12 protein-coding genes are annotated in these 12593 nt (G+C 70.6%); 9 read left to right on the top strand and 3 right to left on the bottom strand.

The features are described 5' to 3' along the window. Positions 1 to 51: 51 nt before the first annotated feature. Entirely contained in the window at positions 52 to 480 is a 429-nt protein-coding gene (locus ACFVH0_RS05065) for a metallopeptidase family protein (RefSeq protein WP_385818084.1), read from the bottom strand. 322 nt (positions 481 to 802) lie between these two features. Here ACFVH0_RS05065 and ACFVH0_RS05060 point away from each other — a divergent pair, with 322 nt between their 5' ends. From ACFVH0_RS05060 to ACFVH0_RS05025, 8 genes are all read left to right on the top strand, one after another. After that, positions 803 to 1180 (top strand): DUF3499 domain-containing protein, encoded by a 378-nt coding sequence (locus tag ACFVH0_RS05060; RefSeq protein WP_206433804.1) that lies wholly within the window; start codon positions 803 to 805, stop codon positions 1178 to 1180. Between the two features lie 87 nt (positions 1181 to 1267). Beyond that, positions 1268 to 2647 (top strand): phosphomannomutase/phosphoglucomutase, encoded by a 1380-nt coding sequence (locus tag ACFVH0_RS05055; protein ID WP_385818083.1) that lies wholly within the window; start codon positions 1268 to 1270, stop codon positions 2645 to 2647. Between the two features lie 826 nt (positions 2648 to 3473). After that, positions 3474 to 3656 (top strand): Trm112 family protein, encoded by a 183-nt coding sequence (locus ACFVH0_RS05050; protein ID WP_385818082.1) that lies wholly within the window; start codon positions 3474 to 3476, stop codon positions 3654 to 3656. Between the two features lie 104 nt (positions 3657 to 3760). Next, positions 3761 to 4897 carry an SIS domain-containing protein gene (locus ACFVH0_RS05045; protein WP_385818081.1) on the top strand — a complete coding sequence of 379 codons (1137 nt, stop codon included), beginning with the start codon at positions 3761 to 3763 and terminating at the stop codon, positions 4895 to 4897. A 132-nt stretch (positions 4898 to 5029) separates the two neighbouring features. Next, a complete protein-coding gene (gene manA / locus ACFVH0_RS05040; RefSeq protein ID WP_385818080.1) occupies positions 5030 to 6259 on the top strand; it encodes a mannose-6-phosphate isomerase, class I in 1230 nt (409 codons plus the stop codon). An 87-nt stretch (positions 6260 to 6346) separates the two neighbouring features. Continuing rightward, positions 6347 to 7357 (top strand): cation diffusion facilitator family transporter, encoded by a 1011-nt coding sequence (locus ACFVH0_RS05035; RefSeq protein WP_385818079.1) that lies wholly within the window; start codon positions 6347 to 6349, stop codon positions 7355 to 7357. Between the two features lie 409 nt (positions 7358 to 7766). After that, complete coding sequence (gene ahcY, locus ACFVH0_RS05030) at positions 7767 to 9224, top strand: adenosylhomocysteinase (RefSeq protein ID WP_385818078.1); 1458 nt, start codon at positions 7767 to 7769, stop codon at positions 9222 to 9224. A gap of 167 nt (positions 9225 to 9391) precedes the next feature. Continuing rightward, positions 9392 to 10003 (top strand): hypothetical protein, encoded by a 612-nt coding sequence (locus tag ACFVH0_RS05025; protein WP_385818077.1) that lies wholly within the window; start codon positions 9392 to 9394, stop codon positions 10001 to 10003. Here ACFVH0_RS05025 and ACFVH0_RS05020 read toward each other — a convergent pair. Together ACFVH0_RS05020 and ACFVH0_RS05015 are read right to left on the bottom strand one after the other, a co-directional pair. After that, on the bottom strand, positions 10000 to 10962 hold the full coding sequence (locus ACFVH0_RS05020; protein WP_385818076.1) for an RDD family protein: 963 nt from the start codon (positions 10960 to 10962) through the stop codon (positions 10000 to 10002). The genes ACFVH0_RS05025 and ACFVH0_RS05020 overlap by 4 nt on opposite strands. Positions 10963 to 11004: 42 nt before the next feature. After that, positions 11005 to 11217: a hypothetical protein gene (locus tag ACFVH0_RS05015; RefSeq protein WP_385818317.1), complete on the bottom strand. Its 213-nt coding sequence runs from the start codon at positions 11215 to 11217 to the stop codon at positions 11005 to 11007. On the opposite strand from ACFVH0_RS05015, the gene ACFVH0_RS05010 reads away from it, so the two are divergent. After that, entirely contained in the window at positions 11131 to 12090 is a 960-nt protein-coding gene (locus ACFVH0_RS05010) for a stage II sporulation protein M (protein ID WP_385818300.1), read from the top strand. The genes ACFVH0_RS05015 and ACFVH0_RS05010 overlap by 87 nt on opposite strands. Positions 12091 to 12593: the final 503 nt, after the last annotated feature.

The following is a 12593-nucleotide window of genomic DNA, read 5'->3' as shown; positions in this document are numbered from 1 at the left end:
GGCGGGGACCGGAACACCGGACCCCGCCCGTGCGTCTGCGGCCTGCTCCCGCTACTCCTGCCCGTACCGGGGGTCCACGGACTCCGGGGCGAGCCCGAGCAACTCCGCGACCTGCTCCACCACGACCTCGTGCACCAGCAGGGCGCGCTCGTCGCGGTTCTTGGTACGGATCTCGACGGGCCGCCGGTAGACCACGATCTGCGCGGGCCGGCCCTTCTCCGCGGAGACCGCCCGCCCGAGCGGAACGGTCTCCTCCTGCGTACCCGGCACATCGAGCACCACGAAGTCGACCTCGGTCAGCTGCGGCCAGCGCCGCTCCAGCCGCTCCACGGAGTCCTGCACGAGATCACGGAAGTTCTCCGCCCGGCTGGCCGAGAGCGGCACCTGGGGCGGGGCGACGGGCCCGCGCATGCCGCGGCCATGACGGTCACGACGGCGTGGGCGCGGCTCGGACGGGTGCGGCGGTACGGGACTGTCCATCACTGACGCAGCGTAACCCTCGGCGGGGCGGACGGATCGCCGCTCCCCGATAAGGCATCGACATGTCCAATCCTGAACAATCCGGCCAACCAGGGGCACGTTTCAGGCCCCGATCCTGACCGTTGATCTCCTGCTGTATGACAGCTTTTGTACCGAGTGGTGACCGGATTCGTTGCCGGTACGATCCGGACTTCTCCGTCCTCTCGCAGGTCAGACGGAGTGTCCGGAACACGTTCGTACCGGCGGACACGGGGCGACACGGTGGGGTGAGCTGAGGGAGAGTCGTCGCAGCCCGCTCAAGAGTGCGGTACCGTCCAACATCGTGAGCCCTGTACGTCGCTGTTCGCGCACCGCGTGCGGCCGCCCTGCCGTCGCGACACTGACGTACGTCTATGCCGACTCGACTGCGGTCCTCGGCCCGCTCGCCACCTACGCCGAGCCCCACTGCTACGACCTCTGCGCCGAGCACAGTGAGCGGCTGACGGCGCCACGCGGCTGGGAGGTCGTCCGGCTCTCCGACCCCTCCGCCCCCACCCGCCCCAGCGGCGACGATCTCGAAGCGCTCGCCAATGCCGTACGGGAAGCGGCGCGGCCGCAGGACCGAGGCACGGACGGCCGGGGCAGCGGTCCGCACGCGGCCGATCCGATGGAGGTCGCACGCCGCGGCCATCTGCGGGTGCTGCGCTCACCGGACTCCTGAGCACCGAGTACGCCCCCGCCCGACGGCTCGCCCGAGTCGCCGCCGGGTAGTTTGGGCGGTCCGAAGAAATTTCAGGAGGACCGGCCCGTGGCTGCTGATCTGTCGCAGATCGTGAAGGCGTACGACGTGCGCGGAGTGGTGCCCGACCAGTGGGACGAATCCCTGGCCGAGCAGTTCGGGGCGGCGTTCGTCGAGGTGACGGCCGCGGACGCGATCGTGATCGGCCACGACATGCGGCCCTCCTCGCCCGCCCTCTCGGAAGCCTTCGCGCGCGGGGCAGCGGCACGCGGCGCGGACGTCACACTCATCGGCCTGTGCTCGACCGACCAGCTGTACTTCGCCTCGGGCAGCCTGGGCCTGCCCGGCGCGATGTTCACGGCGTCGCACAACCCGGCGCAGTACAACGGCATCAAGCTCTGCCGGGCGGGCGCCGCACCCGTGGGCCAGGACACCGGACTCCTGGAGATCCGAGCTCTGGTCGAGAAGTGGTCCGAGACCGGTGCCCCGCGGCCGGTCGCCGCCCCCGGCACCGTCACCGGGCGCGACACGCTCGCCGACTACGCGGCCCACCTGCTGTCCCTGGTCGACCTCACGGCCATCCGGCCCCTGAAGGTCGTCGTCGACGCGGGCAACGGCATGGGCGGTCACACCGTCCCCACCGTCTTCGCGGACCTGCCCGTCGACCTCGTACCGATGTACTTCGAACTCGACGGCACGTTCCCCAACCACGAGGCCAACCCCCTCGACCCGAAGAACCTCGTCGACCTCCAGGCCCGGGTCGTGGCCGAGGGTGCCGACCTCGGCCTCGCCTTCGACGGCGACGCGGACCGCTGCTTCGTCGTCGACGAGCGGGGCGAGGGCGTCTCGCCGTCCGCGATCACGGCCCTGGTCGCCGCCCGGGAACTCGCCCGCAACGGCGGCAAGGGCACCGTCATCCACAACCTGATCACGTCCCTCTCGGTCCCCGAGGTCGTCCGCGAGAACGGCGGCACCCCGGTCCGTACCCGTGTGGGCCACTCCTTCATCAAGGCGGAGATGGCCGAGCACGGCGCGATCTTCGGCGGCGAACACTCCGCGCACTACTACTTCCGCGACTTCTGGAACGCCGACACGGGCATGCTGGCCGCACTCCACGTGCTGGCCGCGCTGGGAGGCGGCCGGGCCCCCCTCTCCGAACTGGTCGCCCAGTACGACCGCTACGCCGGCTCCGGCGAGATCAACTCCACCGTCGCCGACCAGAAGGCCCGCACGGCGGCGGTACGAGCATCCTTCGAGACCCGCCCCGGAGTCACGACCGACGACCTGGACGGCCTGACGGTCACAACCCCCCACTGGTGGTTCAACCTCCGGGCCTCCAACACGGAGCCCTTGCTACGCCTGAACGTGGAAGCCCGCGACGAACAGACGATGGCATCCGTACGCGACGAGGTCCTGACGATGATCCGCACACCGAACGCACCGAACTGACCGAACACCACAGCCGGATTCGTCTCACCCAACCCCGCCCCCTACCCTGCCGACTCCACCTCCGACCCCAGCGCCCACCCCGCGCACCCCGCACCTGGCTCCCGACAGTTGCGCGTCCGGTGCCGGCTTCCGGTGGCTGCGCGTCCGGTGCTGGTTCTTGGCGGTTGCGTGTCCGGTGCCGGCTTCCGGTGGCTGCGCGTCCGGTGCTGGTTCTTGGCGGTTGTGTGTCCGGTGCCGGCTTCCGGTGGCTGCGCGTCCGGTGCTGGCTTCGGCGGCTGAGCCTACGGTCCCAGCGGCTCTGCTCCTGGTTCCGCTTCCAGCCTGTCCGGCGTTTGAGGACCGGGGTTCGGGGCGGAGCCCCGGGGCTGCCTCCGCCTGGCCCGACCCTGCCCAGCCCGCCTCCGCCCGGCTCCCACCTCCAGCCCCCGCTCTCCCCTCCCCGCCTCTGCTCCAAGCTTCCGCGACTTCCCAGCCTCTCCGCTTCTCCGGCGTTCCCAGCCTCGCGTTCGACTTCCAGCCCTGCCGCGTCCAACTTCTCCGCTTGCTCCGCCCCGTGTTCCAGCCCCTCCGGCGCTTGAGGAGCGGGGTCCGGGGCAGCGCCCCGGTTACGGGAAGGGGCGGGTAGGGGACAGCCCGCCGCAGGCGCACCCCACACCCACCCGCACCGCACCCACCCGCACCCCACACCCACCCGCACCGCACCCACCCGCACCCTCACCCCCGCCCCAACACCAACAACACCACCTCCCTCAGACCCCCCGGGCCCACCCCGCCCCCCGGCGGTAGGCTGACGTCGCCTGATCCATAGCTCGAAGGGACCCACCCCATGCCGCTCGAAGCCGGCCTCCTGGAGATCCTCGCCTGCCCGGCCTGCCACTCCCCGCTCGAAGACCAGTCGGCGGCCGACACCCCCGAACTGGTCTGCACCGGCAAGGACTGCGCCCTGGCCTACCCGGTACGGGACGGCATCCCCGTCCTCCTCGTCGACGAGGCCCGCCGCCCCGCGTAACGACGCACGCGCAAACGTCCGCTACCCCGCGTAACGGCGCACGGTGCGAAACGCCCACCGCCCCACCGCCCCGCATCCCGCACGGTGATCGGAGGACCGTCCCCATGCTCGACGAGTCGCTGCTCGACGCCCCGGAAGCCCTGGCCCGAGCCGACCGCCGCGGCCTGCTCCGCGGCGCCGCCGAGGCCGGGGCCCGGGTCCGTACCGCCGCCCGGCACGCCGCCGAGGCGGGCATCGCCGAACTGAACCCGGAGGGCCGCCCCCGCGCCGTACTGGTCGCAGGCTCCGGCACCGCCGCATCCGGCGTCGCCGACCTGATCACCGCCCTGGCCGGCGCCTCCGCACCCGTCACCCGCATCCACCCCACCGGGGTCGCCCCCGCCGCGGGCGCGATGCGCTGGACCCTGCCCGGCTGGGCCGGCTCCGTCGACCTGCTGCTGATCGTCACGGCCGACGGCTCCGAGCCGGGCCTCGCCCTCCTCGCCGAACAGGCGTACCGCCGAGGCTGCAGCGTCGTAGCCGTCACCCCCCGCCAGTCACCGCTGCGGGAGGCGATCGACGGGGCGCACGGACTCGTCGTACCGATGGCCTCCGCCCCGCACGGCGAGTACGACGCCGAGACATCGGCCGCAGGACCCGGCACGCTCTGGGCCCTGTTCACCCCGCTGCTCGCACTGCTCGACCGGGTCGGCCTGCTCACCGCCCCCGCCGAGGCGCTCCAGAGCGTCGCCGACCGCCTGGACCGCACCGCGGAACGCTGCGGTCCGGCCATCGCCACGTACAGCAACCCGGCCAAGACCCTCGCGGCCGAACTCGCCGACAGCCTGCCCCTGATCTGGACCGAGGGCGAAGCCGCCGCCCCCGTCGGCCGCAGGTTCGCCGCCGTCCTGGCCGAGCTGTCCGGCCGCCCGGCCCTCGCCGCCGAACTGCCCGAGGCGCTGCCCGCGCACGGCGCGATGCTGGCGGGCACATTCGCGGCCGGGGCCGACCCGGACGACTTCTTCCGCGACCGGGTCGACGAGCCCGACCCGCTGCACGCCCGCGTCGTACTGCTCCGCGACCGTCCCACCGGCGGCCTGAGCGCGGCCCCCGCCGCCCGCGAACTGGCCCTCGGCCACGACACGGCGATCAGCGAACTCGAACCGGACGAGGGCACCGAGCTCGAAGCCCTCGCCGAACTGCTCGCGGTCACCGACTTCGCCGCCGTCTACCTGGCCCTGGCGTCGGCAACCGACGCCTGACCAAGGCCCCGCCACCAGGGCTTTGCCACCAAGGGCCCCGTCACCCAAGGCCCGGCCCCCCAGAGCCGCAAGCCAGACCACCGCACCAGAGCACCGCACCCCCGATCCACGCATCTCACAAGGACGAACACCATGGACCGGCTCTCCAACACCGTGCGCCCTTACGCCTGGGGCTCCACCACCGCCATCCCCGAACTGCTCGGCATCGCCCCCACCGGCGAACCCCAGGCCGAGATGTGGATGGGCGCCCACCCCGGCGCCCCCTCCCTCCTCACCCGCATAACCAGCCCCAACACCAACACCAGCCCCGACATCAGCTCCACCAGCAGCACCGGCCCCGGCGAGCCCACCCCCGAACAACCCCTCACCGACGTCATCGCCGCCGACCCCGAGCGCGAACTCGGCCGGGCCACCGTCGAGAAGTTCGGCCCCCGCCTCCCCTTCCTCCTCAAACTGCTCGCCGCCGGAGCCCCGCTCTCCCTCCAGGTCCACCCCGACCTCGCGCAGGCCGAGCGGGGTTACGAGGACGAGGAGCGCCGGTCCGTCCCGATCGACGCGCCCCACCGCACGTACAAGGACGCCAACCACAAGCCCGAGCTGATCTGCGCGCTCACCCCCTTCGCCGGCCTGTGCGGCTTCCGCCGGCCCACCGAGGCGGCCGAGGCGATGGCGGCGCTCGGCGTCGACTCCCTCAAGCCGTACGTCGACCTCCTCGGCGCCCATCCCGAAGAGGCCGCCCTGCGCGAGGTCCTCACCGCGATCCTCGGCGCCGACCCCGAGGAGATGGCCGAAACGGTGAAGCTGGCCGCGGCCGCCGCCGAACGCCTCGGCGGAGCCCACGCCCCGTACGCCCGGATCGCCCACCACTTCCCCGGCGACCCCGGCGTCATCGCGGCGATGCTGCTGAACTACGTCGAACTCCAGCCCGGCGAGGCCCTGTTCCTCGGCGCGGGCGTCCCGCACGCCTACCTCGACGGCCTCGGCGTGGAGATCATGGCCAACTCGGACAACGTGCTGCGCTGCGGACTCACGCCCAAGCACATCGACGTACCCGAACTGCTCCGCATCGTCCGCTTCGAGGCGACCGACCCCGGCGTCCTGCGCCCCGAGGCCTCGCCGACCGGCGAGGAGCTGTACGAAACACCCGTGGACGAATTCCGGCTCTCCCGCTTCGACCTCTCGCCCGGCGCCGCCCCGGTCGACCTGACCAGGGAGGCCCCGCAGATCCTGCTCTGCACCGGAGGAACCCCGAAGGCGGGCGAATTCGGCCTCATCCCCGGTGCCTCCGTGTTCGTACCCTCCGGCGAAAAGGTCGAAGTGTCCGGTACGGGCACTCTGTTCCGCGCCACAGTGGTGGTCTGACGTACCGTCCGCACCAGCGACTGCAACAATGTCCGGCCGTACCGCGGCGCCAGGGCCGCAGCACCGAAGAAGGGACACCAGGCACCCATGAGTGCGTCAGGCGGAACCAAGGCGATCGTGGCGGCACTCGGCGCCAACCTCGCGATCGCAGTGGCCAAATTCGTGGCGTTCCTGTTCAGTGGCTCGTCGTCGATGCTCGCGGAGAGCGTCCACTCGGTCGCCGACTCGGGCAACCAGGGCCTGCTGCTGCTCGGCGGCAAGAAGGCCCAGCGCGAGGCCACCCCCCAGCACCCCTTCGGCTACGGCCGCGAGCGCTACATCTACGCGTTCCTCGTCTCCATCGTCCTCTTCTCGGTCGGTGGCATGTTCGCGGTGTACGAGGGCTACGAGAAGATCAAGCACCCGCACGAGATCGAGGCCTGGTACTGGCCGGTCGGTGTGTTGGTCTTCGCGATCATCGCCGAGGGCTTCTCCTTCCGTACGGCGATCAAGGAGTCCAACCAGACCCGCGGTTCGCTCTCCTGGAAGGAGTTCGTCCGCCGGGCGAAGGCCCCCGAGCTTCCCGTCGTCCTGCTGGAGGACCTCGGCGCACTGATCGGCCTGGTGCTCGCCCTCGGGGGCGTCGGCCTGGCCCTCGCGACCGGCAACGGCGTCTGGGACGGCATCGGAACCCTCTGCATCGGCGTCCTGCTGATCGTCATCGCGATCGTGCTCGCCGCCGAGACGAAGTCCCTCCTGCTCGGCGAGGCCGCCGGCACCGACCAGGTCGAGAAGATCAAGGCCGCACTCGTCGACGGCGACACGGTCACTCGCGTCATCCACATGCGTACGCTCCACCTCGGCCCGGAGGAACTGCTCGTCGCCGCCAAGATCGCGGTGCAGCACGACGACACGGCCACCGAGGTCGCCAACGCCATCAACGCCGCCGAGAGCCGGATCCGCGAGGCGGTCCCGATCGCCAGGGTCATCTACCTGGAACCGGACATCTACAGCGAGGCAGCCGCCGCGGCCGGCATCAACCCGGGCAAGGCCCCGGGCGGCGCCCCCGAGGGCCCCGGAGACGAAACCCCGGACGCCATGAAGAAATCCGGCCACTGACCCCGGCGGCCCTCTCCACCCGGCCGCCTCACCGCCCGCCCCACCCCGCCCCACCCTCCACCTGCCCATACGCCCTCCAGCCCCTTCCCGAACCCCGCCTCCGGGCCCTTCCGGCACCTCGCTGCCCCCTTCCGAACCCTCTCGATCCGGCCTCCAGCCCGCCCCCGGTACGCCCTCCCGGACACTTTCCGTCCCGGGGCGGACTGGGAGCGACTGGGCCGATCGGTGTAGATTCGACGGCAGTGTCAGACGTCGCTGCTGATGGCGGTCGATCGGTCCGCATGCGCGGACCGGCCGAGGGAGAGAGGGCCTCCGACGGACTGCGCTGCGAGCGCCCGGGCATTCGTGTGCCCGCCGCCGCAGAGCCATCCGTGCCCCACCTCGACCCATCTACGAGGAGCAGCCCGTTATGACGACGGTCGCCAACCGACAGGACTTCAAGGTCGCCGACCTCTCCCTCGCGGCGTTCGGCCGCAAGGAGATCACCCTCGCCGAGCACGAGATGCCCGGCCTGATGTCGATCCGCAAGGAGTACGCCGCGACGCAGCCGCTGGCCGGCGCCCGCATCACCGGCTCGCTGCACATGACCGTGCAGACGGCCGTGCTGATCGAGACTCTCGTCGCCCTCGGCGCCGAGGTCCGCTGGGCCTCCTGCAACATCTTCTCCACCCAGGACCACGCCGCCGCGGCCATCGCCGTCGGACCGAACGGCACCCCGGAAGCCCCCGCGGGCGTCCCGGTCTTCGCCTGGAAGGGCGAGACGCTGGAGGAGTACTGGTGGTGCACGGAGCAGGCCCTGACCTGGCCGAACACCCCCACCGGCGGCCCGAACATGATTCTCGACGACGGTGGTGACGCCACCCTCCTCGTCCACAAGGGCGTCGAGTTCGAGAAGGCCGGCGCCGCCCCGGACCCGTCGACCGCGGACAGCGAGGAGTACGCCCACATCCTCACCCTGCTGAACCGCACCCTCGGCGAGTCCCCGCAGAAGTGGACCCAGCTGGCGTCCGAGATCCGCGGCGTCACCGAGGAGACCACGACCGGTGTGCACCGGCTGTACGAGATGCACCGCGACGGCACCCTCCTCTTCCCGGCGATCAACGTCAACGACGCCGTCACCAAGTCCAAGTTCGACAACAAGTACGGCTGCCGCCACTCGTTGATCGACGGCATCAACCGCGCCACGGACGTCCTGATCGGCGGCAAGACCGCCGTCGTCTGCGGCTACGGCGACGTGGGCAAGGGCTGCGCGGAGTCCCTGCGCGGCCAGGGCGCCCGGGTCATCGTCACGGAGATCGACCCGATCTGCGCCCTGCAGGCGGCGATGGACGGCTACCAGGTCGCCACGCTCGACGACGTCGTCGGCCAGGCCGACATCTTCGTCACCACGACGGGCAACAAGGACATCATCATGGCCGCCGACATGGCCAAGATGAAGCACCAGGCCATCGTCGGGAACATCGGCCACTTCGACAACGAGATCGACATGGCCGGCCTGGCGCAGATCGACGGCATCGTCAAGGACGAGGTCAAGCCGCAGGTCCACACCTGGACGTTCCCCGACGGCAAGGTCCTCATCGTGCTGTCCGAGGGCCGCCTGCTGAACCTGGGCAACGCCACCGGCCACCCCTCGTTCGTCATGTCCAACTCGTTCGCGGACCAGACCCTGGCCCAGATCGAGCTGTTCACCAAGCCCGAGGAGTACCCGACCGATGTCTACGTGCTGCCCAAGCACCTGGACGAGAAGGTCGCCCGTCTCCACCTCGACGCGCTCGGCGTGAAGCTCACGACGCTCCGCCCCGAGCAGGCCGCGTACATCGGTGTCGAGGTCGACGGCCCGTACAAGCCCGACCACTACCGCTACTGATCCCGCCCGTCGGCGACCGCGCACATCACCACCGGTCAGTGACGACCGGCCGCTGACAGACGGAACAGCCTCAGCAGCAGCTACGAGCGCAGGCCCCCGCACCCCCGTGTCGGGGGCCTGCCCCGTACAGCGCCGCCCGCTCAGCCCGAGGAACCCCGAAGGACCCCATGCCCCGCGGCCGATATTCGCTCCACGATCTTCACGATCACACCCCCCTCGGCGAAGAACACTTCCAATGCGCACCAGGCCCTTCAGGCTGGCGCTACCTTTCCAGGACCACCGCCCCTTCCGGTGACCACCTCGGCTCCGTCGACCTCACCCTCGACGAGCTCGGCCGCCCCATCCGCCTCGAACTCCACGCCGCGAGCTGGCAGGTCCGCGGCGCCGCCCTCGAAGGCGTCACCTGGGTCCGTACCGACCCGACCGGAGCTCATGCCACCGAAGGCAATGTGCGCGCCCACGCCTTCACCGGCACTTCCCCCGCGTTCCTCATCGCGACCGCACGACTGCTGCGCCTCACCCCCGATTCCCCCGCGACCCGCGTCCGCCTGGTCGCCTTCACGGACCCGGTCCTCGCCCCCCGCACCGTCGACCAGTCCTGGGCCCTGGTGAACAGTGAAGCGCACACCACTGACAACGGCCCTCTGATCGTGGACGAATACCAGGTCAGCGCGCTGGACACCGGTGAGCAGCACACCGTTCACATCGCGGGCGACGTGGTCGTCTCTGCCCCCGGCATCGAGCTCGAAGACCTGGAATCCCCGCCCTCGTCGCTCTAGGCGGGCGGCGCGAACCCCGTGGCCGAGGGCGGCACCCGCCCCCCCTCGGCCCCCGCAGCCGGCACAGACGCACCAACCCCACCAGCCCCTTCCGAAGTCGAAGGCCCCGTCCCACTCACCACAACCCCACTCCCGGGCCGGCTCGCCTGCCCCTCGAAACCACCACGCCCACCACGCCCACCACGCCCATCACGCGCAGCCGCGTCCTGGGCGGCGACGAACACCCGCCGCGCATCCCGCGCCTGCCGCTCGTTCACCACCGCCGCCAGATACGCCCCGGCCGGCACCCCCTCCGGTACCGGAACTCCGGTCCGCTCCGCCAACTCCCCGGCCAGCCGCTCCGCCATCGACCACCCCACCTGCGCATCGAGCTGATGCATACGGGTCAGGTACTGCCGTACCGCCAGCCACAGAGACTCCGGCACCGCCGACAGATCCAGCCCGGCGAACCGCCCGACGAGCCACGGCGGCGGAGGCGGCACGGCAGCCGCCCGCCCCGCGGGCACCCGCTCCCGTACGACGAGCGTCCCCGCGAACACATCACCGAGCCGTCGCCCCCGCGCCGACACCAGCGAGGCGATACACGCGACAACCCCGAACGTCATCAGAATCTCGACGACCCCCATGGCTCCACGCACCAGCGCGTGCCGGAACCGGATCGGCCCCCCGTCGTCCCGCACCACCCGCAGCCCGCACGCCAGCTTCCCCAGCGAACGCCCATGGCTGAGCGTCTCCACCGCGATGGGCCCGCCCACCAGCACCAGCAGGAACGCCGCCACGGACACCGCCGCGAGCGCCGCGTCGTCCAGCGACGCCGTCGCGACGGCCAGCCCGATCGACACCAGGACGAACGCCGCCCCCACCACGGCAAGATCGATCGCCAGTGCCAGCGCCCGGCTCGGCAATTTCGCCGGCCGCAGCCCCAACACGACCGCGTCCCCGGTCACGAGCTCACTCATCGCCGCCCCACCCTTCGCCGACCATCCCTGCCCCCCGGGGCCTCAGTCTGCCAAGCTGACCGGCAGCGCGCCGCCGTAGTACGAACCCGTACGCACCCATGCCTGGAGCAGCAGCCGACCATGGATCTCGATGTCTTCGTGACCGCCCACCGCGCAGAGTGGGACCGCCTGGACCATCTCCTGCACCGAGGGCGCCGGCTCACCGGCACAGAAGCCGACGAACTTGTCGAGCTCTACCAGCGCACGGCCACCCATCTCTCGCTCCTCCAGTCCAGTACCCCGGACCCGATGCTCACGGCACGGCTCACGCAGCTCGTGGCCCGCGCCCGAGCCACGGTCACCGGCACCCGCCGAGCCTCCTGGCGCGACGCCACCCGCTTTCTCACCGCGGGATTCCCTGCCGCCGTCTACCGCTCCAGGCACTGGTGGATACCCACCGCGGTGCTCTCCACATTGCTTGCCGCAGTCATAGGCTGGTGGATCGGCACGCATCCGGAGGTCCAGTCGGCCATCGCGGCCCCGGAGGACCTCCGCCGCATGACCAGCCCGGGCGGGGAGTACGAGACGTACTACTCCAGCCACCCGGCCGCATCGTTCGCCGCCCAGGTATGGACGAACAACGCCCAGGCCGCAGCCATGTGCCTGGTCCTGGGAGCGTTCCTCTGCGTCCCGGTGATCTGGATCCTGTTCATCAACGTGCTCAACCTCGGGGTCGGCATCGGCCTGATGTCCTCGGCCGGCCGGCTCGACACCTTTCTGGGACTGATCCTCCCGCACGGCCTGCTCGAACTCACCGCCGTCTTCGTCGCCGCGGGTACGGGCCTGCGTCTCGGCTGGACGGTCATCGACCCGGGCCCGATGAGCAGACGCTCGGCCCTCGCCCAGCAGGGTCGGGCCGCGATCGGCATGGCCATCGGCCTCGCCCTGGTCCTGTTCGTCTCAGGCCTGATCGAAGGCTTCGTCACCCCCTCCGGCCTACCGACCTGGGGGCGCATCACCATCGGCATCGTGGCCGAGGCGGTCTTCCTCGCCTACGTCTACATCCTGGGCGGCCGGGCAGCGCGAGCCGGGGACGGCGGTGACGTCGACCCCACGGAACGAAGCGCCGAACTCCCAGTGGCCGCCTGATGTGCAGACGACCCCGCTGACCTGCTAGTCTCCTGCTCGCCCCAAAAAAGCCATTGACATGGCCGTCACGGGGAGGTAGATTTTAACGGTTGCCTCGGACTGGACAAGTCCGAGCCCAGCAGTTAGTCTCTACTTCGCTCTCGCCGGGAATTGAATTTCCGCGGAGCCATCGATTCCCTTACTTCGGATCGCGAAGCCGATTTTTCGGCCGAATCTTTCTGATAAAGTCGAATCAGCCGAAAGGCAAAGACCACTCCAACGGTCACCGGAATTCAAATTCGAACCGGAAACGGAACGAAAAAGAGTCTGGTAAGGTTGGAACCGCTGGAAAGGGAAACGCGAAAGCGAAGAACTGGAAAGCGAAAGCGAGACCCGCTTCGACCGGGAATCAGACACGAAAGAGTCTGGTAGAGTCGGAAACGCAAGACCGAAGGGAAAAGCCCGGAGGAAAGCCCCAGAGAGTGTTCTGCGGGTGAGTACAAAGGAAGCGTCCGTTCCTTGAG

It is taken from the genome of Streptomyces sp. NPDC127117, assembly GCF_042677325.1.
Taxonomy (GTDB): Bacteria; Actinomycetota; Actinomycetes; order Streptomycetales; family Streptomycetaceae; genus Streptomyces.
This window is presented reverse-complemented; position numbering and strand designations above follow the sequence as displayed.